Source organism: Acinetobacter sp. NBRC 110496, from assembly GCF_000876115.1.
Taxonomy (GTDB): domain Bacteria; phylum Pseudomonadota; class Gammaproteobacteria; order Pseudomonadales; family Moraxellaceae; genus Acinetobacter.
In genome coordinates, this window is the sequence record NZ_BBTF01000003.1 from 170,909 (window position 1) to 197,268 (window position 26,360).

Consider the following 26,360-nt stretch of genomic DNA (forward strand, 5'->3'; position numbering starts at 1 on the left):
CTTGCAGTATTCCCTCTGATATAAAGAAGGATAATTAGGGGAGTTTTGAAAAAAATAAAAATCCTGCAAAGCAACTTTACAGGTGAGGAGCTGTTATAGCTCCGCAAGGGAACTTAATAAAAAATCCTGCAAAATGACTTTTACAGGATTTCCATTAAATCTAGTGTACTCGATTTAGACAGGAATAGGTTAACCTTCTAAATGACAGACATAATCGAGCACTTCATCTGCTTCGATATGGAACATACTGTTCCCAGGCACATAAAAGGACTGGCCTGCACGAAATAATTCACTCTCAGCACTATCTGCAATTTTTACACGGCATTCACCAGAAATAATTTCCATACGCTCTGGAACGTGTGTTTCAAAAGTCAAAGGCTGTTCAGTGGGTAAAATTACACCTAAAGTCTTTTTTGTACCATCTTCAAATTGTACTGTATGGCTAATACATGCCCCACCAAAATACACATTCGATTTCTTAATGACCGTTACATGATCAAATTGCACTGAACTCATGCGTACTCTCCAAATAATGCCGCATTTATATTAGGTTATGCTGGACGTAGTTTAATTGTGCCGTGACAACTAATCAATCCATTTTCTGGGCTAAACGTTGCAATTTTCATACCTGAGCCCAGATTAACAAAGCAACGCTTTGTCTGGGCGCAAGACGAACAGCTATGCTGTGAGTAAAGCGGAAAGCAACCCAACGCTTTACCCGAGCGCAAGACAAACAGCTATGCTGTGAGTAGCGAAGATAAATAACGCGAAACTTTACCAGAGCCTAAGACAAACAGCTTTGCTGTGAGTGGCGAAGATAAATAAAGTATGAGAAGCATCGCTTCGCAAGGTTCGAACACAAAACCTTGTACCATAGATGGTGCATCAGCGACGACTGGCGCACAAATACAAAGCGAAATCGTATCTTAAGCCCATAAACAATCAGTAATTCCTCAGTAAATCAGGAAAATCCAGTATTCCGCACTTGTCGTCACTTTAAAACTTCTCTATCTTTAAGCAAAAGATTCCGTGCATTGGATGCGTTTATGCTCACCCATTTAACTTTAATTAATTTTGCACTCGCTGACCATTTGGCTTTAGATATTGAACGAGGCTTCAATGTGCTGACTGGTGAAACTGGTGCAGGAAAATCATTATTGTTAGATGCACTTTCTGCGTGCTTAGGCGAACGTACCGATACCAATTATGTACGTTATGGTGCAGACAAAGCTGATGTCACTGCGATATTTAGTTATCAGCCTGAAAGCGCAGAAGCGCATTGGCTGACCGAACATGAACTGGATGATGATTCAGGTGAAATCCATTTAAGACGTGTGATTTTTGCCACAGGCCGCAGCAAGGCTTGGATCAATGGCCGCCCGAGCAGCTTGGCCGAACTCAAAGAGATTGGACGCTTGCTGGTTCAACTGTATAGCCAGCACAGCCAACAACAATTACTCGAACCACCTTATCCTAAACATTGGCTTGATCGTTATCATAATTTTGCCGAACCTTCGCAAGCAGTACGTGATGCCTATAGCACATGGCAACGAAATATTCGTCAACATCAAGCTGCCTTAGATGCGCAAGCAACACGTATTCAAAAAATACAAAGCTTAGAATTACAAATTGAAGAACTGGATGACGTTGTTCAAACCGATTATCGTGAAATCGAACAAGAGTTTGATCGTCTCAGCCATCATGAACATATCATGCAAGACTGTAGTTATAGTCTCAATGTACTGGATGAGGCCGAGCAGAATATTACCCAAGAAGTTGCATCGATCATTCGTCGTCTGGAATCTCATGCAGGTCGTAGCGAACAGCTCGCCAATATTTATAACTCCTTGTTAAATGCGCAAAGCGAAATAGACGATGCAACCGCAAGCTTACGTCAGTTTATTGACCGTCAAAGCTTTGATCCTGAACGCATGGAACAGTTGAATGCAACCCTCGAAGTGTTCCATCGTCTGGCACGTAAACACCGCACTCAACCCGAATTACTCAAACAAGACTATGAAACTTGGCAACAAGAATTAGCGCAACTGCATCAGCTGGAAGATCCAGAAACCTTGGCAGAACAAGTTGAGCTTTCCTATCAAGCCTTTATACAAGCGGCTCAACATCTGGATAACATTCGTCGCGCGGCCGCTGTTCCATTGGCAAAACAACTGACTGAACAGGTAAAGCCACTCGCACTTCCAGAAGCACATTTTGAGTTTAAATTTGAGCCACAGGAACCGAATGCCGAAGGACTCAGCTTTATTCAACTGTTATTCACCGCCAATAAAGGTATTCCGCCACAACCATTGGCACGCGTTGCCTCAGGCGGTGAGTTATCCCGTATTGCGCTGGTGATGCAAGTCATGAATGCAGAGAAAACCGAGTCCGAGGTACTGGTCTTTGACGAAATTGATGTTGGGATCAGTGGGGGTACTGCTGAAGTCGTGGGACGCCTATTGGCTGATCTGGCTCAACATGTGCAACTGCTCTGTATTACGCATCAAGCGCAAGTGGCAGCACAATCCGACCAGCATTTATTGGTGAAAAAACAACAAAGCGATCCAGCCAGCAGTACCATTCTCGAACTGGATGAAGATCAACGCATCTTAGAATTGGCACGTATGTCAGGGGGCGTTGAAATTAGCGAAACCACTTTGCAACATGCACGCCAGCTGCGCCAGCTCAAATTCCAATCTGCTTAATTGTGTATACAAAATATGAGAAAAAGATTGGCGAAATCCGATCAACTCTTGTATGTTGATAAAAAGAACCTATATAGATAGATCAGCATAATATATTGATGGAGAATCGCCTAGGTGACGAAACAATACTTAACTCACCGTTGTCTCATCGCTCCACCAGACATGGCAGATGACTTTTTTGCCAATACTGTCATCTATGTTGCGCGCCATGACGAAGACGGTGCTCAAGGCATCATTATCAATCGCCCTTCCGATCTACAAATCAAAGAATTACTTAATGATTTAGAGATTGATGCCGACAATGTCCATCCACATGCTGTTTTGCAAGGTGGCCCATTACGTCCAGAAGCAGGCTTTGTCTTGCATACCGGTCAGCCGACTTGGCATTCATCGATTGCGGTCGGTGAAAATGTCTGTATCACCACCAGTAAAGATATTTTAGATGCGATTGCACATAACGAAGGTGTGGGCCGCTATCAAATCGCCTTAGGCTATGCCAGCTGGAGCAAGAATCAACTTGAAGAAGAGATTGCACGTGGGGACTGGCTCATCTGTGAATCAGACATGGATCTGATTTTTAATCTGCCCTATCACGATCGCTGGGATGCCGCCTATAAAAAAATTGGAGTAGACCGTACCTGGTTTGCCTCTGAGATTGGTCATGCCTGAGATGCAGAGTTTCCAATCCATCATGGCATTTGATTTTGGCACCCAAAAAATGGGGATGGCGATGGGTCAATCCTCGATTGAAAGCAGCAATCCTCTGCCCTTATTCCCGATGAAAGATGGTATTCCAGACTGGGATAAATTACTAAAGATTGTCAAAGAATGGCAACCGAATCTATTTATCGTGGGTTTACCGCTGAATATGGATGACAGTGAATCTGAGCTCTCTGCTCGGGCACGTAAATTCGCGCGTCGTTTACGTCATCAAACCAATATTGAAACCTGGATGGTGGATGAACGTTTGACGACACGTGAAGCCAGAGAAGAGCTGGAGTCTTATCAAAGCAAAGGACAGGCAAAACGCTTATCTGCAGATAGCTTTGCAGCGGCATTATTGATTCAGAGTTGGTATCGCGATCCCGTAGGGATTACACCTTAAGGCTGAATTTCCCAAATATTTAATGGTCTCGTGCTATTAATACCGCGAGACCATTGTATAAAACATAAAACAACACTCTTAATCCCAAATAAAATCTTTAAGCCAAGCTCTGAGTTATTTCTCGATAATTCGAACCGTTGCCGTACGCCCTGAAACAAATGCCAGCGGATTTTGTGGTTGTTCATCCAAGACAATTTTCACAGGTACACGTTGTGCCAAACGCACCCAACTAAAGGTTGGATTTACATTGGCCAATAAATTCGAACTACCCGAACGTTCACGATCTTCAATCCCGGTTGCGATGCCTTGTACATGGCCTCGAATGCGTTGCTTATCTCCCATCAACTGGACAGTCGCAGCATCACCAACATGAATACGGTTTAATTTGGTCTCTTCAAAATACCCCACAACATAGAGCTGATGGCGGTCTAATAAAGCCGCAACGGCTTGCCCCACCTTCACATAATTGCCAACCCGCAAATCGAAATTCGATAAAGTCCCATCTGCAGGTGCGACCACTTCAGAGCGATTCAAATTCAGTTGCGCCAAATGTAAATTGCTATTGGCCACTTCAATCAAAGCTTGCTGCTGTTGAATCGCGGCATTGGCTTGTTCGATGCTCGCAGTTAATTGCTCACGCTCGGCTACGGCTTGATCGCGGGTTGCAAAAACTTGATCTTGTTCCTGTTTTGAAATTGCACCATCCATCAAGCTGGCATAACGTGCTGCATTTTTCTCTGCCAGTTTCATATTGGCTTCAGTTTTCACCAAACTCGCCTTTGAACCTGCCAGATTTGCATGCGCTTGCGCCAAACCGGCTTTGGCTTTGGCAAGGTCGGATCTCGCTTGCTCAACATCCAAGGCCTGACGTGCGACATCAATCTTGAACAGCACTTGCCCTTTCTTCACGGTTTGGTTGTCTTGCACCAACACTTCAGTGACCAAACCATTCACATCGGAAGCGACCTGAATCACATCTCCCCGTACACGTCCATCCCGTGTCCACGGTGCGGCATTGTAGTAATTCCATAAATGCACGATGGCGTAAACAGCAATCACAACTGCAACGAGCAACACCATAGGACGTATAACTTTGCGCACATCAAATGCATTCATGTTGATGACCTCTACTACATTTCTTGACATCATTAAATTTTAAAATCAGCATCTTGTCTCAGGCCCATAGCCAAACAAAGAGACAATGCACCAACAGCATCAGCCCCAAGTAAAAGCACAAGTTAAAAATGCTGGGCAACGCGATCCAGCCTTTGATGACCAAACGATCAATCAAGGGGCTGAGCAACTTAAACAGTACATAGGCAATAATGGCTTGTACCAGAAGGATTGGGATATAAATCCCGTAAAGATTCATTTCACCCATGAACTACCCCTAAACCAGATCTGTCCGAATCCATCTCTTGTATCGAGATATGACCAATACTTTCGCAAATATTATTCAGTGAAATGAGCAGTCGTTGCCGCAATTGCAGGTCTTCAATCTGCTGGGCAATCCCCTGTAAGCTTTCAATTTGCTGCACAATCTGCGTTGGAAAATGATGAATCGACAGTTGCTTTTCTTGTGCCTGAAAATAGTCTGCAAGCTGTTGCTGTAACTGCTTCAATTCATATTGTAGTTGCTGCAATTGCGGTAATTTTTGACTAATTTCCTGCAAACGAACTAAATCAACAATCGAACTGCTTTCAACCAATGCATTTTGAATCGCTGTTTTCACTTCAGGATTCTGCACCATTTTGCTATTCAATACCCCGACACGGTCTAACATACTGCGTAAGTGAATTTTAAAATCACTACCATAAGACAAATGCAAGGCTTGACGCATGGCTTGGTAATGCAAAGCTAAAATGCGTGTCGCACTGGTATCTGGTGAAACAGCACGTACCAAATCAATCACAATCAGAGACACCAAAACGCCTAACACCATGGCAAAGGAACTGTCCAGATAAGACACTGCATCCATGGTGTATTTGTTATGCAGATTTAAACCCATCATGGTATTAATTCCGAGTACCATCCCCACAGGCATCAGCATTTGATTAGCCATCATGGTCACGGCAACCAGAAATACCGGAAATAGCACCAATGCCAATTGCCAGAAATGTGTCACATGCGGAAAGATTCCAAAGGCATAGACAAATACCAAAACTGCCGAGACGATACTGCCCCAGATAAAGATACGTAACACTGGCACTGGATTATCCAAAGCCGTTAAGATACAAGCGGTAATCGCCCCCATCTGTGCCATCATAAAACCGGCTTTCCAACCTGACAGAATCCAGGCGGCAGTCACAATAAAGGTAATCAATACCGCGCTAATCCCCCCACGAATCGCAATGCCATGATCACGATGCAAACTTGGATATTTGGTGGTAATGGCGGTAATTTCAGAAGGAATCTCTTTGTTGCCCTGCTGAATCTGCTGCCAGATCAATTTCACCGCCAACATATTGGCAATGAAATGGCGAACATCCATCTTCAAGGCACCCAGTACAATTTGCTGTTCAGCCGTAGCTTGCGCAATCAGTTCGGCAAAATCCTGTTCAAATTTCATGGGTAAACTTTGCAAATCACTGGCTTTCACAATGCGCTCTTGCTTTAAAAAAGCCAATGTATCCTGACGTATGCGGTCTAAATGCGGTGCCAGATTACTCAGTTGCATCTGTTCCAGCTGTTTGACCCGTTGTGACAGAGCCACAAGATTGGCGACCACCAAAGACACCTGATGCAACATTTCCTGCAAAGTCTTGGTCATGCCTTTTAGCTCACCTTTTTCATAAGCCAAATGCACGGCCAAAGCATGAATATCTGCGGTATCACGGGTAATTACCGACAAGATTTGGGTATAGTTTTCCGGGCTGTCTTGAACGGTAATTAATTTTTCAAAGGTACTTTCCAGATCATTCAGGGTTTTATTGACCCGCTGTTTAATCATGGCTCCAACATGTACAGGAAAAAAAGTCGCTGACACCACGGCAGTGGCAATCACTCCGACAGAAATTTCTAGCACGCGTGCCAAAGCAATATCAAAAATATTATAGGTATCGATATAGGTAATGGCATTGTAAACGATCATTGCAGTGGAATAACCCGCCAACATAAAGACATAGCTTCTTGCCGTGCGGTCTAGCAATGAGACGTATAGGGCAAAACCCACCCACAATGACAAAATAAGGGTAAATAACCACGGTGTATTAATAAAATGAGGCGTCAGCAGCAAAGCAATGATTGCTCCTGCTACCGTTCCCACCAAGCGATAGACACACTTTGAAGACACCATACCCGAATAGGGACTGGCAATAATCAACACTGTACCAATCGACCACATCGGATTAATCAAATCCAGTTCAAACGAAATAAACAGTGCCAGCATGCCTGCGACGAATGTTTTGCACGCAAAGATCAGGTCAAGTCGACTCGGTCTAAAAGCCAACAACTGTTTAAATAGCATGAATATGTCTCTGTTCAGCGTCAGTTTGATCACTCATGGCATCACTAAAAAAGTGACAAGCTATCCTGACTGATTTGAAATCATTCAGACCAGGGCAATCAATGTGAGTAAAACTGGATATAGGGAGTGATACGCAATGTTGGCTATTTTCAGGAATTTCTGCCTAAAAATAATTATCCACATAAGACATTGCGTAGCTTATTTTTTCAAAATAGAGTAAATTAGTCAACATAAATTATCACCATTTGATAATTTTTAATTTTAATCTAAAATAATCGCGACAAAATTTGATGTTTTTCTCAACATCAGCGTTAATTTATTGATCTCGGATGATCAGGTTTAAAAGTACATACCCGATCTTTCGCTTTTCTGTTATAAAGCAATAAAAGTTCGGTTTTCACGTTATTTTGTAAGGAGTAGGCATCCCATCATGGCCATTTCGAGTTTTGGTAAAATTCTTACTGTACTGGATTTATTTTCAGTTTCACGTCCGATTATCAATGTCGATATCATTTGTGATGAGCTTGCGCTATCCAAACCTACCGCCTATCGTTATCTCAAAGAACTAGTCTCGACGGACATTTTAAAACGTATCAGCGGCACCTCGGGTGACTATACGCTCGGCTCCAAAATTGCCGTTTTAGATTATATTTCTCACAGCACTGACCCGTTGATTCAAATTAGTATTCCCTTTATGCGTGATATCGTGGAACGTACGGAATTGTGCTGTTTATTGACTTATTTAAATCATGATTATTGTATTGATCTACATCATGAAACCTTTAAAGATGCAGAATTACTTTCATTTGGCCGAGGTTGCCCACGCCCCGTCTATGTCGGCGCGTCACCCAAAATCGTGATTGCACACTTAACCAAACAACGCATTCAAGCCTACTATCAGCAGTTTTCGAAAGAATTAGCACAAGTCGGATTTGCACAGACGCAGGATGAGTTTACTCAACAGATGCGCAAAATCAAAAAACAAGGGTTCTACTTATCACAAGGTGAGATTGACCCTCAACTTTGCAGCTTGTCAGTTCCGATCCGTTTTTCAAACAAAGAAGCGCCGATCGCGCTCACCTTAGTGGCATCCAAGAATCGTTTTGACTTTATTAACATTCAAAAGCTAATTGAAATTTTGCAAAATAATGCGACTCAAATTGAACATAAATTTGCAACACTCTCAGAGAGCCAAGCCAACCCGATTTGAGAATTTTAAAAAACATTTACATTTTATACCGTTGTAAATATCAATAAATTCTCATATGATGATTATGTTCTTCAGCATACTCTCCCAAAAGAGCATGACTTTCCTCAGAGAACTAAGCTCATCGTTGTATGGGCTTTTTTCTTTTCTGTGCATTCATTAAAGAAGAAAAAGCCTTCTAAAAAGAAGGCCTGAATAATGGGATATGGATCAACAGATGATTTTTTGAATCAGTTTGGCTTCAACCAACATCTGTTCCGTCTGATCGGCAGTCATCAAGACCAAGTGTTTTCCATTCGAATACAAAACTGAACCTTCAATACCCAACAATGCATACCCCAGCACCCCCCGCTTGAGTACTTTTTGCTCTCCTGTTTTGGAACATTGAATCAGTTCCCAACTCCTTGGAATGACGCCTGCAAATTTTTCTCCAGCACTTTGATTCTGCTGCAAAGTCTTTTGTAGCTTAATTAAATTACCTTCCACAAAAAGTTCTTCTTCTGACTTTTGTCTCAACTTCGCAGGATTACTACCCGAGGTTGATTTCAATGACTCACCTGTATAACGTTGTGTAAAGAAATCCAACCAACCAAACACGGCGCGAATAATTTTAAAGGGTGCTAATACAATATCTTTCAGTGAGTTACCACTATAGTTCTTATTTTTATAAGGACGTTTAAGATAATATAACTGCCCAGCCGCATCAATCTGCGGTTTGTAGTAATCGTAACGCGGGTCAGCAATAATCGTTTCCAAATCACCTGTTTTCAGATTCAAACGACAAATTTCTTTCGGACCAATGCTCATTCCTCCTTGTTGGTCATACGCAAAGCCGCAGCTGTCATAATAAATAAGATCTGGATTTTGCGGATCAAAACATGGATGCTGATCCTGACAATCACCTTCCGTAATATATTGAATCCGATTGGAATCTAAACCTAAAATGCACAGATGCTGCTCATAAGCATAGCCTTGACTGGCCGATAAAATCAGTCTTTTATGCTGCGTATCATAAGCCATATGATGAATAATGAACTCGTTATTTCTTAATACCAATGCCTCAGGTTGCTGTGGATCTAAGAGTGATTTGATGTAAATCGCACAACCATCCTGCAATTGCGCTGCATAAATCACATGCTGATCATCCGTTAAAACCGCATCGACAGGATAAACATTCCCCAACTCATCTTGCTCGTTATAATTCGCAACACCCATGAATTGTGCCCCCGTGCCTGAGGTTTTCCATTGCTTGCGCTGCTTGATTTCTTGTAAATTTTTCTTGTACTGACTCACCGCATGACAATCTATCGTTTGTGCTTTTTGGCCATGCAAATGATGTAAGACTTGGTCTGATAAATATAATACTGATGACATTGATGTGTGTTCCCAACTTATCATTTTCAGCACTCAGCTTAGTCCAATCAGACATCGTGAGTGCTGTTTTCTCTAATTTTTATTTAAATTTACGTCAACTGGTGGACTTGCCCTCTAAGGCTGTTTCAAATACGGCCAAGCGGCTTTCATATAAATAAACATCGACCATAGCGTTAGAATAACAGCGGCGTACAGTAAGGCATAGGCCCAAATTTCCAATGGTTTCCAGTTCAATAAGAACACACTAATCGCAATCATTTGAAAAGCGGTTTTATATTTACCAACGGTTGATACCGCAACACTGGTACGTGCTCCTAGTTCAGCCATCCACTCACGTAGTGCAGAAACCGTGATTTCACGGGAAATAATCACAATCGCAGCAAAAGCCATTGAAATGGTTGGTTGCCATTGCACCAATACAATCAGCGCAGCTGCGACCATCAATTTATCTGCAACTGGATCCAAAAAGCGCCCAAAGGCTGAGGTTTGATTCAATGTTCTTGCCAAATAGCCATCAAACCAATCGGTCACAGCTGCAAGCACAAAAATTGCAGTCAGTACCATATGGCGCATCATTCCCCCATGATGCTCGGCAATTCCAATTGCAGGTGGCCAATAAGCGATGGCCAAAAACACAGGAATAAGGGCGATACGTGCCAAAGTTAAAATATTGGGAATGTTCAGGATTTGCCCTGTACTCATAAACACCGCCATGTTGTTTGCACTAAATATGCATGTTGCACAAAGGATGTGCTGAGATTATCCATGTGTAAGCAACTTTATACGAAATGCACCGCAGTGTCGACTAGGCAAAAACGGCAACTGTCTGTCTAAGCACCGCAATTAAACGGTTTTCAACATCCCAAATATAGGCATATTCAGTGGAATACCCATGTTCTGCATATTCAGTAATGACTTTATATTTTAGCCAGTCTTGAATTTGACCGTTAACTGGTTGCAAGTAGGTAATTTGCCAAGTTAAGGAACTGGCAGGTGCGGGCGTCTTGAACATCGGTAGTACCCCAGGCGGCCAGACATCCATTAAAGCAAACAGATCGGCCAATTGCATCTCACGATTGGGATGCAAACTTGCTGCAAACCGTCCCCAGCCCCCAAAGTCAGGAACTTTACTGCCTGCCATTGGATAACTGCCTTCGGCCCAACACAATTCAAACTGTTGTAAACACTCAGGCATTAAGCCTTCGATATAAAAAGTTTTATCCAGTTGTTCAGCCGTTGGATAATCAGGCACTTGCGGTAAATTCTGGACATGAATACGCGATTCACGTTGTAGACCAAAACTGGCCACCAAAATGCTTTGTACCGCATCATCCTGCCAAAGTCGGACTTCCAGAGTCGTGACGGACTTTCCTTCTCTCAATACTTCGGCACTCAGTCTGGCTTGTCCTTGCTGTACAGGACCGACAAAGGTGACATTACAGCTTAACAATTGCTTTGCTGCATCGTGTACCGTACTCATCGCCTTTTGGATCATTAGTCCAGCAATCAGACCGCCAAATACGGTACGCCCCTGTAACCAACCTGATGGAATATCAATCCATTCATGTTGTTCAACCTGTTGATAGAGCGGAAGCAAGGCCATCATTTTTCCTTCGTCATCGAAATACCCTATCTTTGAACGTTTTAACGCATTTGTGAATGATCGTTTACGCGGCAATATGGGAAGATTATGTCAATTGGTCAAATTATTCATGCAAAATTTTATAAATGGTTCTGGCCAACACCTCACCCAGTCCCGGAACCAAGGTCAGTTCATTTTCCGATGCCTTTAACACCCCTTGTATACCACCAAAATGCGTTAATAAATCGCGACGACGTTTCGGCCCAAGGCCTGGAATAGCTTCCAGAACCGAACTACTACGGCGCTTGTCACGCTTGGCACGATGCTTGGTAATGGCAAAACGATGCGCTTCATCACGGACCTGTTGAATCAAATGCAAAGCTTTATGGTCCTCTGGCAACTGAATCTTGGTACCATCGGTAAAATGCAGCGTCTCTAATCCGGGTTTACGCCCTTCACCTTTAGAGACCCCAATCATAAAGGCATCCAGTTCAAGCTCCTGCATGACCTCCATTGCCATGTGTAATTGTCCTTTACCACCATCAATCAATAATAAATCTGGCAACATATTCTTTTTATAGCGACGAATTAAGGCTTGGCGCATGGCGGCGTAGTCATCACCACCCGTAATGTCCTGAATCGCAAATTGGCGATAATCACGTTTTCTTGCGCCGCCCTGATCAAACACAACACAGGAGGCGATCGGGGCTTCACCCATAGTATGGCTGATATCAAAACATTCAATTCGGTCGATCGGACGCCCCACCACCTGTTCAAGTTGATGAAAGCGTTCATTCAGTTCCAGATGATTACTGAGTTTACCTTTAATCGCATGTTGCACATTCATTTGTGCCAGCTCTAACCATTCGGCACGGGTCTCTCGTACTTTATGTTTAATCTGCACTTTTTTATTAAAGGTCTGCTGTAAGCCTTCTTCCAACTGCTGCTGATCTGGCACCGCAACATTGACAATGAGTTCTGTCGGTACTTCATCTGCCACTTGGAAATAAAAATTGGCCATGAAATCACTGAGCATTTGCCCCAAATCATCGCCCAACATATCTGGGAAATAGCTTTTCCCCCCTAGCATTCGCCCATTACGCACATACATAATTTGCACACAGGTTACCCCTGCCTGATAAGCAATTGCCAGAATATCGGCCTCACCCTTGATTTTAAACACTGCTTGCTGCGCCTGTACTTCACGTAACAAGGCGAGACGGTCACGATAGAACACTGCTTTCTCGAATTCCAGCGCTTCAGCTGCCTGTTCCATTTTCCCAATCAATTCTTGATTCAGCTCTTTGGTATCGCCTTGCAAAAAGCGGATGGAGTTATCGACATCTTCCTTATAGTCTTTTGGGCTAATCAAACCGACACAAGGTGCGGTACAACGTTTAATCTGATATTGTAGACACGGACGTTTGCGTTGTGAAAAATAGCTGTTTTCGCATTGACGCACATTAAACAGTTTCTGTAACACCAGTAAGGTATCCCGCGCACTATAAGCACTTGGGTACGGTCCAAAGAACTTGCCGATATGATGCTTGCCTTTACCCCGTCCACTGGCAATACGCGGATAGGGTTTATCTGATGAGACAAAGATATAAACGTAAGATTTATCGTCTCGCAACATGATGTTATAAGGCGGGCGATGCAGCTTAATCAGATTTTGTTCGAGTAATAAGGCTTCGGTTTCAGAACGCACCACCAAGCTTTCAATATCATAAATACGGGCGACCAAGGCCTGTGTTTTTGGATGCTCGATGGTTTTTACAAAATAGCTCGAGACACGGTTTTTCAGATTTTTGGCTTTACCGACATACAATAACTCCCCATCCTTCCCCAGCATTTTATAAACGCCAGGTAACTGAGTCATATGTGCCAGTATTTTTTCAATGTGTTCTCGAGCGTTTGGGTTCACAGACTACTTTTAACTTTGGATAATGACTAAATGATGTAGCTTAAGTATCCATTTTTCAAGGCTACAATTGACTCAATTTAGATATCGTCAAAGTTTATTTTGCTGATCTTCTATCTAGGAGCTTACCCATGAAATTATTTTTTAAGGGGTTCTATAAATAATGAGGCTCCCAAATTACCTCTCCATTAAGCTCTTTTAATAAAAAAAGTATATCTGATGAGAACATTGCCGCCTTAAAAGCTGTTTCATTCATATAATCACATGCCAAATTATCCATTTCGACTGCAAAGGTTTCACTTAATGGGTGATAAATCCCCCAATATTCTTTATCGTTAATATTTAGCTTTACATTTGCTCTTTCGGGTTCATCGCTATCCGTTTTAAATTGTACCCAAGTTATGTTATTCCACTGACCAGATCTCTGAATTTCAGAATCCTCATTAACATGACGGATGATCTTTTCTGAATAGAATTCAATATATTCCTGACTACTTTCGGCAACTTGTTTTTGCCAACACACTGATCCTTCAGGAAATTTATTCGAAGCGCCATAACCTATCCCTAGTATTGCTGCCATTGTTTCTGCTGTTGGGCTTTTACTTATTGAATGCATTGGATTATTTTTATCACTTTTTATGGGCAAGCCAGAAACATCAATTTTCTTATACTTCCACGATAAAGTTAGTGGTTTCAAACCAACATAATTACTTACCGTATAGTGTAGATTTTCCCCATCAAATTCAGCATTTTCTCCTATTAAAAATTGAGACTCATGCAATTGTGGTGGCATCGTTGTCGACATGCTATCTTCGGTGAGAAAACTTCTTAATTTTTCTGTTTTAAAAATAGGTTTACCACTATATTCTACAAAAAATTTTTTATTTAAATCAAAAGAATAAGTCTTATAATTCACATAAATTGCAGAATAAATTAAAAGCGAAATAATATCATACTCTCCGCTAAAACTATCTATAGCATATATTTTAGAGGGTCTTTGGTGATCATTTAGCTGAGCAACTGATGAACTCGGCCCCTCTCCACCACACGCAGTTAATCCAAGAATAGACAGGCCTATCAACAATCCTTTTTTCATTCTTTTTTCTCAAAAATTTATATTCATCATCATTTATCCAATTGATATAATATCAAAAAAAAACAAAGCGTAATAAATAAGCATAAATTTAAAATATAGTTTTTATCCAAGTTTCAAAAAATAGAATTAGGGATGCACCTCTAAATTACTTGTAATGCCTGACAAAAAGCTTGTTTATCTTTAGGTGAAACCAAAATATGGCTTGTAACTCCATTTTTTTGATAATCAATGCGTAAACGATCTAAAGATAAAGCAGGAGATGACATTAAATTATGACTCACAGAGATTTTGAGGATGTCTGACTTATTAATCTGCCATTTAAACAACATCGAACGGATAATTAAATGATGTTCGGTCACAATATAACGGGTATTCAATATCGGCCACCACAGACATGCAATCGTTAGAAAATGTACAACCGTATGCTCAGGATATTGCTGTAGCGTACCTTTAAGATACATCGTCCATAACAACTGCAATGACAAACCTGTTATTGCGATCACGATTCCCCACAGCCACCAATCAATTTTAGAACGAAATGTTTGCATAGATTTTTTCACAATCAATTGTGATGAATTAAAACTATTCTATGCCATATTTTATAAAAAAACGCCCTTACGGGCGTTGATTTTATCCAGACTTAAAAGACATAAGGACGAATAAAAATAAGGAAGAAGAGACCCAGCATAATGAACCATTTCAAGAAGTAGTATAGTGAGCGGTTCGATGCTTTTAATGCTTTTGCCTTGATCCGAATCTGATAGACATAACCAAAAGCTTTATTTAAACCACCTGTCTGGTCGCCTGCTTCATTGGGTGAACTTGCCGCAGTCATGACTTTTTTACCAAACCAGTGATTAAACTTTTCCATAAAACGGGTTTTTAATGGACGTTCAACATCGGCAAAGAAGATGATACGGTTTTGGTCAGTGGTATTTTCCGCATAGTGAATATAGGTTTCATCAAACACCACACTCTCACCATCACGCCAAGAATAACGCTCGCCATCAACATCAATAAAACAGCGATCATCATTCGGAGTGATTAAACCTAAGTGATAACGCAATGAACCTGCGTAAGGGTCACGGTGACGCACCAAACGGCTGTCTGGTGCCAGTTCCGTAAACATCGCAGCTTTGATCGTTGGTAAAGTCTTCAATAAAGCAGTCGTTTTTGGGCAAAGCTCAGCTGCAGATGGATGCGCAGAGTCATACCACTTCAAATAGAAACGTTTCCAGCCTGTTTTAAAGAAAGAGTTAAAGCCCAAGTCATCATAAGTACTTGAGGCCTTAATCCCCCCTTTATCATACAGCGCTTTGGCTTCATCACGAATCATTTCCCAGTTTTCATCCAGAACTTTTAAGTCCTGAAAATGCTGGGTGTCGATATACGGTTGATTCGGCACTTTGGAAAACATGTACATTAAAAAATTAATCGGTGCGAGAATCGTCGAATGGTCAAAAAACTGACGATAAAACGAATGCTTTACTTTACCACGGCGCTGAATATACAACGCAGATATGATAAAAATCGCTAATATGATCCACTTAATCATAGATTACTCTATCTTCTTAGCTGAAAACCAAATGCCAATTTGATAACCAAATGTCAAAATCGCACACAAAAATAAGCCTGCTATTCTAACAAACTTGTCGACTTAAATACCAATTTAGGTTACCTAAATCGGACAAAGCACCTTGCAAATTCCTGATCACAATCAAGGAGTAAACACTCTATTTCGCACAAAAAATTTATTTTTATTCATGATTTAGCAATTCAAATCCCAGCTTACAATAAATTGATGACCCTAGCGTCACGGCTTGATACAACTTGTTATGTCCTTTTTGGATATAGTTATCGTAAGATTAGCGAAGCATTTTTTGTGTGCATCACTGTACATACGCTTTATGACATCAACTCAGAATCCTCCACAACAAGGGAGATCAGGCATGATCCACGCTGGCAATGCCATTACCGTCCAAATGCTTGCGGACGGAATTGCAGAATTCCGCTTTGACTTACAAGGTGAGTCGGTCAATAAATTTAACCGCGCAACCATCGAAGACTTCCAAGCAGCAATTGCTGCAGTAAAAGCCAATAAAGAGATTAAAGGCTTAGTTGTTACCTCTGGCAAATCAACTTTTATCGTTGGTGCTGATATCACTGAGTTTGGCGATAACTTCGCTGCGGGTGAGCAAGCGATCGTTGATTGGCTTATGCCTGTACATGAAATCTTCAACAGTTTTGAAGACTTAGATCTACCTAAAGTTGCTGCAATCAATGGTACAGCGCTCGGTGGCGGTTTTGAAATGTGCTTGGTTTGTGACTACCGCGTGATGTCAGAACAAGCACAAGTCGGTTTACCAGAAATCAAATTGGGGATCTATCCTGGTTTTGGTGGTAGTGTACGTTTAAGCCGTTTAATCGGTATCGACAATGCCGTTGAATGGATGGCAATGGCGAACCCGAAAAAACCAGCTGCTGCGCTAAAAGACGGTGCTGTAGATGCGGTTGTTGCTGCTGACAAATTACTAGAAGCTGCTGTTGATCTGGTTAAACAAGCACTTGCTGGCCGTTTGAACTGGAAAGCCAAGCGTCAAGAAAAATTAGATGCAATCAAATTGAACCCGCTTGAACAAATGATGGCGTTCAATACGGCAAAAGGTGCGGTACTTGCAAAAGCAAATCCTGCGCAATACCCTGCCCCAAAACTATTGCTTGATTCATTACAAGCAGGTGCGAACTCAACTCGTGATGACGCATTAAAAGCTGAAGCTCAAGGTTTTGCCAAAGCAGCGATTACCCCACAAGCAGGCGCATTGATTGGTTTATTCATCAATGACCAAGTGGTGAAGAAAACTGCGAAAAAATATGAGAAAGGTGCTCACCCTGTTAACCAAGCGGCTGTATTAGGTGCGGGTATCATGGGTGGTGGTATTGCTTACCAAGCGGCAAGCAAAGGCACACCAATCATCATGAAAGACATTGGTAACCCGCAACTTGCACTCGGTATGCAAGAAGCAAATAACTTGCTGACCAAGCAAGTTGAGCGCAAGAAAATGAAACCTGCGCAAATGGGTGAAACACTGGCTCGCATTCGTCCGACTTTAAGCTATGACGAGTTTAAAGAAGTGGATATCGTGATCGAAGCTGTGACTGAAAATCCAAAAGTAAAAGAAATCGTACTTGCTGACACTGAAAAGCATGTTCGTGAAAATACGATCATTGCATCTAATACCTCTACGATTTCAATTACCCGTTTAGCGAAAGCATTACAACGTCCTGAAAACTTTGTAGGTATGCACTTCTTTAACCCAGTACACATGATGCCACTGGTTGAAGTGATTCGTGGTGAAAAGACGTCAGAAGAAGCAATCGCAACAACTGTAGTGCTCGCTCAAAAAATGGGTAAAACACCAATCGTTGTTAACGACTGCCCAGGCTTCTTGGTGAACCGTGTATTGTTCCCTTACTTTGGTGCATTCGACCTTCTTGTGAAAGATGGTGCGGATTTCCAACAAGTAGACAATGTGATGGCGAAATTCGGCTGGCCAATGGGCCCTGCATACTTGATCGACGTTGTGGGTATCGATACAGGTGTTCATGGCGCAGAAGTGATGGCAGAAGGTTTCCCTGACCGTATGAAGCCAGACTACAAAGGTTCGATCGAAGCAATGTATGAAGCCAAACGTCTGGGTCAAAAGAATGACGTTGGTTTCTACAAATACGTGTTAGACAAGAAAGGTAAGAAAACGAAAACTGTTGATCCAACAGCATACGAAATCATTGCACCTTTCGTGACTGGTGAAAAACGTGAGTTTGATAGCCAGGAAATCATTGACCGTATGATGCTGGCTTTCTGTAACGAAACCGTTCGTTGCTTGGAAGACAAGATCGTAGCAACTGCTGCAGAAGCAGATATGGCGATGATTATGGGTGTTGGTTTCCCTCCATTCCGCGGTGGTCCATGCCGTTACATCGACCAAACAGGTGTTGCTGAATACGTTGCGCTTTGCGACAAATATGCACACTTAGGTAAGGCTTATGAAGCGCCACAAATGTTGCGTGACATGGCTGCTAACAACACAAAATTCTACGGTTAAGGAGCGACGTGAATGGCTACTTTAAATCCACGTGACGTTGTGATTGTTGATGGCGTTCGTTCTGCCATGGGCAAATCACGTAACGGTATGTTCCGCAATGTACGTGCCGACAGTTTATCTGCTGAATTAGTACGTGCACTTGTTGCTCGTAACCCGTTTGATACCAATGAAGTTGAAGACGTAATCTGGGGCTGTGTCAACCAAACTTTAGAGCAAGGTATGAACATTGCTCGTAACATTGGTTTATTGGCTGATATTCCTAAAACTGCTGGTGGCCAAACGGTAAACCGTTTATGTGGTTCTTCTATGCAAGCCATCCACACGGCTGCTGCACAGATTGCGACCAATCAAGGTGATGTGTTCATCATCGGTGGTGTAGAGCACATGGGCCACGTAGGTATGATGCATGGCATCGACCTGAACCCAGAAGCATCTAAGCACTATGCCAAAGCATCGAACATGATGGGCTTAACCGCTGAAATGTTAGGTCGTATGAATGGCATTTCTCGTGAAGAGCAGGATGCATTCGGTGTTGAATCTCACCGTCGTGCGTGGGCTGCAACTCAAGAAGGTCGTTTCAAAAACGAAATCGTCGGTGTTGAAGGCCACGATGCCAATGGCTTCAAAATCCTTTGCGACATCGACGAAGTGATTCGTCCTGATGCTAACCTTGAAGCATTCAAAGCATTGAAACCAGTGTTTGATCCTAAAGGTGGTTCAGTCACAGCAGCAACGTCTTCTGCGCTTTCTGACGGCGCATCTGCAATGTTGCTTATGTCTGCTGAACGTGCTCAAGCATTGGGTTTAAAACCACGTGCCGTGATTCGTTCAATGGCCATTGCAGGTTGTGATGCGGCGATCATGGGTTATGGTCCAGTACCAGCAACTCAAAAAGCGCTGAAACGTGCTGGTTTAACGATGGCGGATATCCAGACTATCGAATTAAACGAAGCATTTGCTGCTCAAGGCTTATCAGTGATGAAAGGCTTAGGCGTTTATGACAAGCAAGACATCATCAACTTGAATGGTGGTGCGATTGCATTGGGTCACCCATTGGGCTGTTCAGGTGCACGTATCACAACAACCTTGTTGAACGTGATGGAACAACAAGATACACAAATTGGTCTTGCGACCATGTGTATCGGCCTTGGTCAAGGTATCGCGACTATTATCGAACGTGTTTAATCAACACTGAGATAGAAAAATCCCCGCTAAATGCGGGGATTTTTATTTATTCAATCAGCTAATTTAATAAGGCTGTTTAAAGCCTCTTAGCCCATCTTGAATTTGCTGTTGCAAGCGCAAAATATCATCGGTATTCAACTTAATCGTACCATTACGAATCCCATCAATATTATTTCGATTGATATTCAAAGGTTCCAGCATTTTAAAAACGCCATTAGTTGGGTCAGATGACTGTAAACCCGAAGCAACCGCTAAAATATATTGCTGCAAAATCGGAGAATATTGGGTCAGATCTGGCTGTGCTGCCACTGGCTGATAGTTGACAATCAGTGGACTTTCACTCACGCCTGCATTCTGCATATCATTATTGAGCTTATAAACATAATGCTGCAGTGACTGACGAACCTGCTTGTCTTCTTGAAAGGGAACAAACCCCACCTCTTCACGTAATTCAGATTCAGCCATGACCCGAATGGTCGGCAATGAGGCCACCTCATCATTGGCATGAACTACCGGCAAGCCCATAAAAACCAGTGCAGTTGTCAGCACAGATCGTTTTAGAAAATTCATCTCTTGCTCCAAACATCCCTCATCCATAAGAACATCATGAGTTAAATAAAAGCATCTATAGAATAGGCTACAGCAAACTTAAATTTGATTCAGTAGAGGTCGGATAAACGGTAAATATCACTCAACTTTATGTCCTATCTCAAGCAATCTTGTCTATAAAATTTTTTAAATCGTGAAAACACGGGTACTTAGAGAAAATCAAAAGCCTCTGAAATTCATAGGGATTCATATTGTTTTATTTCCAGTTTCCAAGCTGCTGACAAGATTTTTGCTCGGTCTTCAGTTCAACGTTAGGCCAAATAAGATGAAGCATTGCTAACTATGGGTTTCCTCTTCATCATCGCCTTCAAAGGTTTTAGAAATCTTTTCGATATTTAAGCTCTTGGCCATCGCGTCAAAGATATCCTTATAGACGCCTTGTTGCTGATACAGCTGATGATGCTCGCCATGTTCCACGATCCTGCCATCCTGCATCACATAGGTATAATCGGCATCAATAATCTGTGACAGGCTATGTGAAATAATAATCACCGTCCGCCCCTGCTTAATTTCATCCAGACTATGCTTGATCTGTTCAGTGGCAATCGCATCCAGACTAGCCGTAGGTTCATCCAGAAAAATAATCGGCGGATTTTTCAGGAACATGCGGGCAATCGCAATACGCTGTTGTTGCCCACCTGAGAGCAATAAGGCATCAGATTGATAGGCCTGCGGTAGTTTAAGAATCTGCTCGTGAATCGAAGCTTTTTTCGCAGCAAGGATAATCTCATCCTGTGTGGCATTCATCTTGCCATAACGGATATTTTCCTCAATCGTGCCCTGAAAAATATGATTTTTTTGTAGGACGAGGCCAATATGATCACGCAAATATTGAGTATCAATCTCTGTTAATGACGTTCCATTTAGTAGAATTTCTCCGGACTGCGGTAAATAGAATTTATCCAGTAGGCTAATCAACGTCGATTTACCTGCGCCAGATAAACCCACCAATGCTGTGATCTTATTCGGCTGAATGGTCAGGTTAATATCTTTCAATGCATGAAAACCATTGGGATAGAAAAAATTAAGCTCCTTTAATTCAAACTTGCCTGTCAATGGCTGTGGTTTAAGCTGGCCAGAAGTTTCTATTTCATCCTCTGCTTCCAGAATCTTGAAAAAGCTTTCTGCATAAATCATTGCATCATTGACTTCATCATAGATTCGATGCAGAGAGCGAATCGGGGCGGAAACATTATTAAAGAGCAAGATATGAAACATGATCATGCCAATGCTCATATCACCGACCAGAACAAAATAGGCCGTTAGAATGATAATAAACACCACGCCAATCTGTTCAATAAAGGTTTTGAGTCCATCAAACAGAAAACTCAGCTGACGCGTCCGCATCTGATCATCAGTCAGCTGTTTTTGTAAGGTCAGTTGCTTTTCAGCTTCAATTTGCTCTCGGTTAAATGACTTAATCACCGTAATCGACTGAATGATACTTAAAGTCCCCTGACTTTTACGCTCCCGGCCATCACGTAAATTACGGCGTGTACCACTGAGTTTCTGTGCCTGTTTAAAGGTAATCCAGAAATAAATCGGCACAATACTCAAAGCCACCAATCCTATCCAGAAGTTGGCATAGAACATCAGACACAGGGCAATAATGGCACTACTAAACAAAGGAAAAATATCGATAAAGAAGATTTGCACCAGTCGGGTAATCGAACCTATGCCGCGATCAATCCGGGTTTGTAATTTCCCTGCCTGATTGTCATCTTGGGTAAAGAAGGCCAGACGATATTGTAGAAACTTCACAATAATTGACTGTGCCACATCTTGTGAAATCAAAATGCGTAATTTCTCGCCAAAAAACTTTTGTCCGAACTGAATAAAAATATTCAGCACTTCTTTACTCAATAAAATCACGCTGATGGTGATCAAAATATGCAATCCAGCAGTCAAACCCTGTCCAGACTCAACCACAGCATTGATCTGATCTACCGCATATTGCAAGGTCAGCGCATTGACCTGTGCCGTTAAGGCGCCAATCAAGGTCAGCACTAATGTGACTGCAACCAGCCACTTATAAGGCAATACAAAAGGTCTAACTTTAAGAAACTATTGCCATAAATTCATATTTGAATCTTCTACCTGTGTTCTGAGTACACTCTGTGGACTTGGTCAATTGGTATTACAATTCTTCGTCTAATACCTCAGCATTATTTTGTTTAATTTTCTCCATCTTGGCATTCAGCTTTAACACATCTTGATAGAGCCCATTGAATTTTTTCACTTGAGCGGTCTCTCGGAACAAAATGGTTTTATCTTTTCTCTGCCACGGATATTGCTTCAACATATCAAACATGGCCTGTGCTTTTTCCATAATCTGCTGTTCAATCGGGAAGATATCATGAGCTTTGTCTGCCTTCAGGTTATGCTCCAGTTTGGCTTGCAGTGAGGCTCTCATTTCATTGTGAATCGCCAAACTTTTTGCTTGCTGCATTGAATGCATCTGAATCTGTTGTCGTGCTTGTTCATATTCAGCAGATGCTTTACGCACCGCCACAAACATTTGCTCAGTGTCTTTATAGCCCTGTTTGCGGTCTTGGTCTAAGCGTTCAACATCTAAAAAAGTATCCCAATGGGCGGCTTTCAGTTCACGTAAATAACGATTACGCGCTTCTACATTCTGCATCCAATAGTTCAACAGAAACTCAGACATCAATTTATAGTCGCCAGATAAACGCTTATCATGGATATCCAGTTGTACAGGCGTTGACCAGTCTTGCGCCTGATCATAAAGTTCGCGCATTTTCTCGGACATTACCACCTCAAACATCTGCTGATTATTGATGGCACGTTGTTTTAGGGTATGTTGATAAAAGAAGAATGAACCGATACCAAGCACGACAATTGTAAGAAAAATTAAAAAACGGCGCATACAGCCTCCAAGTTTCATTATATTTTTTATGTTGTTTAGTCAGTTTAATCCATAAAACACATGCAGTTATAGCCCTTTTTATTTCATTTCTCGTAACGGAGCATTACATATTCATCGCTTTAAATTCATGAGCTTCGCCCCTATTATCTGATTAAGTAAAATTGAAGAGAGCTGCTATGCGTGTAGATATTTGGTCAGATGTGGTCTGTCCATTTTGTTATATCGGTAAAAAACGTCTTGAACATGTTGCTGAAGAAGCTGGTATTGAGCTGGATATTCACTGGCATAGTTTTGAGTTAGATCCCAATGCGCCAGCAAAACATGAAACCTCAAACACTGAACGTTTAGCGCAGAAATACGGTCGTAGTTATGCCGAGATGGAAGAAATGGAGCGTAATGTTGCAGCCATGGCAGCCGCCGAAGGCATCGATTTCCAGTGGCAGAAAGCCAATTCAGGTAATAGTTTTAATGCACACCGTATTATTCATCTTGCCCAAAGCAAAGGCTTAGGCAATGAAGCAGAAGAAGCCTTCTTCCATGCGTATATGACTGAAGGACTCGCGATTGGTGAACGTGAAGTGGTTGAAGAAATTGCCTCACGTATTGGCTTAGACAATGCTGAAGTTGAGTATGTACTGGATTCGGATGAACTGGCAGATTTTGTACGCCATGATGAACAAATCGCCCATGAACAGCTAAAAGTCACTGGGGTTCCTTTCTTTGTCTTTGATCAAAAACTAGCACTCTCTGGTGCACAACCCCGCGAGATTTTCTTGCAAGCATTACAGCAGGCACAATCTGCGGCTACAGAAGAGATTGAACAAACAGATGCCCCACAATGCAACGATGATCAATGCGAAATTAAATCTTAATTTCAACTGATCACAAAAAACCGCTTCTATGTACATCTCGAAGCGGTTTTTTTAATACCTACAGTCTAAGATTTCTTTTTCTTTCAGTCGTTTATCTTTAAAAAAGCACCGTCTATCGGCTGTTATCAAGATTTCCCACAAAGTCGATTTTTATTTGCTGAGCTTTTCACCAATAGATATGTGAAAGTGATCACAACTCACCCAAAAATTTATAGATAAATTTCGATCTTATGATCTGCTAATCCGATTCATTCTTTTAAAATGTTTTTATTTTCAAAGACAAACCATGATGAATATCTCGATTTAGTATATGCAAAGGAAAATTTTGACTAACTTGACCGCTATAGATTTTGTCTCTTTTTCTTCTATAATCGTCATAAAGTGACAATCTTTTGTGATGAAAATACAAGCTTTAAATCCTGGATCTACTCTGATTATCAAACACCGAGAGCTATGGATTAGAGCAGTTTTCACACCCGTAAAACAGCATACTTTGCCCACTATAATTGATTACAAACGATTCCGATTGCTGTCACTTTTCCGTATTTATGATTTAAAACAGGCTCAAGCCTATCTCTAAGGAAACAATCGATGGACGTATTAGAGAAAGCACTCTTGGTTGATGAGCTCAAGACCCTCGTCGACGGGCTGAATGATGATAAAACATCACTTTTTGAAATTGCCAAATCAAAACAACGTATCAAAGATATCTGCGCATCTTGCGACGATCCAACCTTCCAGGATCAACTCAGCCCATTCAAAGAGTTTATTCTCAATGAAGAGTTTTCGGCTGACGACTTAGCTGAATATGGCTATGCCATGACCTATCGTGGTACCTATAATTTTATGGGTCGTGTAGAAAACGCCTTGTTTGCTTCAGCGGATATGGGCTGGGCGGCATTACGTCAAGGACAGCACTGGCAAGTCTGGGTCATTCGCCCTGCCTTGTCCTTCCTGAAAAGTCCTTGGTTGAGCAAGTCACAAGATGCGCTGCAATGGCTACAAAAACATGCCAGTGAATATGTGAAAACTGACCATGAATTGCAAAATCTGATTCCTGTTTTAGAGGCAGTTCAAGCAGAAGAGATTCAGCACTCAAATAAAGATAGCTTCTCCCTGATTAAACAGCAAAGCAAAAACTTTCAGTCACAGCTGGATGCGATTATTCAAGAAAAAATTCAGCCCGCAGCAGTGACACCATCGACGCAGCCGACACCCCGTGTAAAACCTGGATTTAGGCAAGGCACTCTTCCTTCAGCCAACTTGAATAAAGCCCAACCATTGGCTTTAAATGATTTTAGTCTGGATGGTTTACTATGCCGATTGGAACGCGTAGATGCGCGCACTTTCCCGTCACTGTATCGGGTCGATCTGCATAACGAGATTGATCAAAATATTAAAATCGACTGGCTCTATCTCAAAGCCGAAAATGAAGCACAGCCACTTTGGGGCTCAGCACAAATTTTTATTGCTGAGCAACTCTATGCACAGGGGCAATTTTCCCATTATGTTGTTTTAGTGGGCACGCACAGTGTTGAATATGCAACCACTGTTTTACAGGCTTATACCGATCAACGTCACACCAGAACCAGTTCAATTCACCAGACCGGTTGGACTAACTTTAAACGACACTATCACCAGCATGAAAGCTTATTTAATGAATGCATCATGAATGGCACTTTAGTTTGGCAACGTGATCAACGCGTGTATCCCTATATTCCTGCCTCGTTTATCAATACACAAAAATTTATTCCTTTTGAAGAAACCGCTGCAACCTTTTTCACGCCTGTGATTTTACTCAGAGAACGTCAAAAAATTCGCGTGATTCATGGCTTAGAACGGGTCAAGCTCTCTAACGAAGATCAAGCTTATCCCTATTTATTGTTAGATCGTGCCGATGGTTATACCTGGCAACTGATTCGGCAAGTCATCAGCCATTTGCCGCAACCGATTTCTGTCCATGATCTATATCAGGCCTTGGAAAATAGTACGGTCGCAAAATCACCTTAAATTAGGCATAGTCACTTCAGCGCTTTAATATTCAAGATTAAAGTCTGGCTCAAGGATGAGCAGATGCCTTCGATAAACCGAGTGATGTTCAATCTTATCTATTGGACTAAATGCTTATGATGTCTCGCATTTTGTAGGACTAAATTGCTGTTTTTTGTGTCTAATACTTGATTTTATTAACCTAATCATCAAAAGTTAATATAAGAACAATAGATAAGCCTTAATTATGAATAATTT

At 41.8% G+C, this 26,360-nt stretch carries 22 protein-coding genes; 8 read left to right on the forward strand and 14 right to left on the reverse strand.

What is annotated here, in order from left to right; all coding sequences use genetic code 11:
* Window positions 1-189 precede the first annotated feature (189 nt).
* Window positions 190-516 carry a pyrimidine/purine nucleoside phosphorylase gene (locus Aba26S_RS03150; protein WP_004637677.1) on the reverse strand — a complete coding sequence of 109 codons (327 nt, stop codon included), beginning with the start codon at window positions 514-516 and terminating at the stop codon, window positions 190-192.
* A gap of 530 nt (window positions 517-1,046) precedes the next feature.
* On the opposite strand from Aba26S_RS03150, the gene recN reads away from it, so the two are divergent.
* From recN to ruvX, 3 genes are all read left to right on the forward strand, one after another.
* Window positions 1,047-2,705 (forward strand): DNA repair protein RecN, encoded by a 1,659-nt coding sequence (recN, locus tag Aba26S_RS03155; RefSeq protein WP_005240093.1) that lies wholly within the window; start codon window positions 1,047-1,049, stop codon window positions 2,703-2,705.
* 114 nt (window positions 2,706-2,819) lie between these two features.
* The gene (locus Aba26S_RS03160) at window positions 2,820-3,374 is read left to right on the forward strand and encodes a YqgE/AlgH family protein (RefSeq protein ID WP_005240094.1); all 555 of its coding nucleotides are present in this window, start codon (window positions 2,820-2,822) and stop codon (window positions 3,372-3,374) included.
* Window positions 3,367-3,810: a Holliday junction resolvase RuvX gene (gene ruvX, locus Aba26S_RS03165; RefSeq protein ID WP_005240096.1), complete on the forward strand. Its 444-nt coding sequence runs from the start codon at window positions 3,367-3,369 to the stop codon at window positions 3,808-3,810. The genes Aba26S_RS03160 and ruvX overlap by 8 nt, the downstream gene beginning before the upstream one ends.
* 114 nt (window positions 3,811-3,924) lie before the next feature.
* On the opposite strand, the gene Aba26S_RS03170 is transcribed toward ruvX, so the two are convergent.
* Genes Aba26S_RS03170 through Aba26S_RS03180 form a run of 3 tightly spaced genes read right to left on the reverse strand, consistent with a single transcriptional unit; the run spans window position 3,925 to window position 7,277 of the window.
* Window positions 3,925-4,926: an HlyD family secretion protein gene (locus Aba26S_RS03170; RefSeq protein ID WP_005240098.1), complete on the reverse strand. Its 1,002-nt coding sequence runs from the start codon at window positions 4,924-4,926 to the stop codon at window positions 3,925-3,927.
* Window positions 4,927-4,984: 58 nt separating this feature from the next.
* Window positions 4,985-5,191, reverse strand: a complete 207-nt coding sequence (locus Aba26S_RS03175; protein ID WP_004656235.1) for a DUF1656 domain-containing protein — start codon at window positions 5,189-5,191, stop codon at window positions 4,985-4,987.
* Window positions 5,184-7,277 (reverse strand): FUSC family protein, encoded by a 2,094-nt coding sequence (locus Aba26S_RS03180; protein ID WP_005240101.1) that lies wholly within the window; start codon window positions 7,275-7,277, stop codon window positions 5,184-5,186. The genes Aba26S_RS03175 and Aba26S_RS03180 overlap by 8 nt, the downstream gene beginning before the upstream one ends.
* Window positions 7,278-7,707: 430 nt before the next feature.
* Here Aba26S_RS03180 and Aba26S_RS03185 point away from each other — a divergent pair, with 430 nt between their 5' ends.
* Complete coding sequence (locus Aba26S_RS03185; protein WP_005240104.1) at window positions 7,708-8,487, forward strand: IclR family transcriptional regulator; 780 nt, start codon at window positions 7,708-7,710, stop codon at window positions 8,485-8,487.
* A gap of 207 nt (window positions 8,488-8,694) precedes the next feature.
* Here Aba26S_RS03185 and Aba26S_RS03190 read toward each other — a convergent pair whose 3' ends face one another.
* The 7 genes from Aba26S_RS03190 to lpxO all read right to left on the reverse strand — a co-directional run bounded on the left by Aba26S_RS03190 (window position 8,695) and on the right by lpxO (window position 16,012).
* Entirely contained in the window at window positions 8,695-9,858 is a 1,164-nt protein-coding gene (locus tag Aba26S_RS03190; RefSeq protein ID WP_043969997.1) for a hypothetical protein, read from the reverse strand.
* A 114-nt stretch (window positions 9,859-9,972) separates the two neighbouring features.
* Complete coding sequence (gene pgsA / locus Aba26S_RS03195; protein ID WP_010590272.1) at window positions 9,973-10,560, reverse strand: CDP-diacylglycerol--glycerol-3-phosphate 3-phosphatidyltransferase; 588 nt, start codon at window positions 10,558-10,560, stop codon at window positions 9,973-9,975.
* A gap of 103 nt (window positions 10,561-10,663) precedes the next feature.
* Window positions 10,664-11,461: a thioesterase family protein gene (locus tag Aba26S_RS03200; protein ID WP_005240111.1), complete on the reverse strand. Its 798-nt coding sequence runs from the start codon at window positions 11,459-11,461 to the stop codon at window positions 10,664-10,666.
* A gap of 103 nt (window positions 11,462-11,564) precedes the next feature.
* A complete protein-coding gene (gene uvrC / locus Aba26S_RS03205; protein WP_026040239.1) occupies window positions 11,565-13,364 on the reverse strand; it encodes an excinuclease ABC subunit UvrC in 1,800 nt (599 codons plus the stop codon).
* Window positions 13,365-13,515: 151 nt separating this feature from the next.
* The gene (locus Aba26S_RS03210) at window positions 13,516-14,457 is read right to left on the reverse strand and encodes a hypothetical protein (RefSeq protein WP_005240115.1); all 942 of its coding nucleotides are present in this window, start codon (window positions 14,455-14,457) and stop codon (window positions 13,516-13,518) included.
* A 140-nt stretch (window positions 14,458-14,597) separates the two neighbouring features.
* Complete coding sequence (locus Aba26S_RS03215) at window positions 14,598-15,005, reverse strand: PH domain-containing protein (protein ID WP_043970000.1); 408 nt, start codon at window positions 15,003-15,005, stop codon at window positions 14,598-14,600.
* A gap of 92 nt (window positions 15,006-15,097) precedes the next feature.
* Window positions 15,098-16,012: a lipid A hydroxylase LpxO gene (lpxO, locus tag Aba26S_RS03220; protein WP_005240120.1), complete on the reverse strand. Its 915-nt coding sequence runs from the start codon at window positions 16,010-16,012 to the stop codon at window positions 15,098-15,100.
* Between the two features lie 394 nt (window positions 16,013-16,406).
* On the opposite strand from lpxO, the gene fadB reads away from it, so the two are divergent.
* Entirely contained in the window at window positions 16,407-18,560 is a 2,154-nt protein-coding gene (gene fadB / locus Aba26S_RS03225) for a fatty acid oxidation complex subunit alpha FadB (RefSeq protein ID WP_005240121.1), read from the forward strand.
* Between the two features lie 12 nt (window positions 18,561-18,572).
* On the forward strand, window positions 18,573-19,745 hold the full coding sequence (fadA, locus tag Aba26S_RS03230; protein ID WP_005240124.1) for an acetyl-CoA C-acyltransferase FadA: 1,173 nt from the start codon (window positions 18,573-18,575) through the stop codon (window positions 19,743-19,745).
* A gap of 63 nt (window positions 19,746-19,808) precedes the next feature.
* On the opposite strand, the gene Aba26S_RS03235 is transcribed toward fadA, so the two are convergent.
* The 3 genes from Aba26S_RS03235 to Aba26S_RS03245 form a co-directional block, all read right to left on the reverse strand.
* Window positions 19,809-20,315, reverse strand: coding sequence for a hypothetical protein (locus tag Aba26S_RS03235; protein WP_005240126.1), 507 nt, complete (start codon window positions 20,313-20,315; stop codon window positions 19,809-19,811).
* Window positions 20,316-20,630: 315 nt separating this feature from the next.
* The gene (locus Aba26S_RS03240) at window positions 20,631-22,394 is read right to left on the reverse strand and encodes an ABC transporter ATP-binding protein (RefSeq protein WP_252322549.1); all 1,764 of its coding nucleotides are present in this window, start codon (window positions 22,392-22,394) and stop codon (window positions 20,631-20,633) included.
* A gap of 97 nt (window positions 22,395-22,491) precedes the next feature.
* Entirely contained in the window at window positions 22,492-23,241 is a 750-nt protein-coding gene (locus tag Aba26S_RS03245; RefSeq protein WP_005240129.1) for a hypothetical protein, read from the reverse strand.
* Window positions 23,242-23,417: 176 nt separating this feature from the next.
* Here Aba26S_RS03245 and Aba26S_RS03250 point away from each other — a divergent pair, with 176 nt between their 5' ends.
* Window positions 23,418-24,113: a DsbA family oxidoreductase gene (locus Aba26S_RS03250; RefSeq protein WP_005240131.1), complete on the forward strand. Its 696-nt coding sequence runs from the start codon at window positions 23,418-23,420 to the stop codon at window positions 24,111-24,113.
* A gap of 591 nt (window positions 24,114-24,704) precedes the next feature.
* Window positions 24,705-26,123, forward strand: a complete 1,419-nt coding sequence (locus Aba26S_RS03255; protein WP_005240133.1) for a hypothetical protein — start codon at window positions 24,705-24,707, stop codon at window positions 26,121-26,123.
* The last annotated feature ends 237 nt before the right edge of the window (window positions 26,124-26,360 follow it).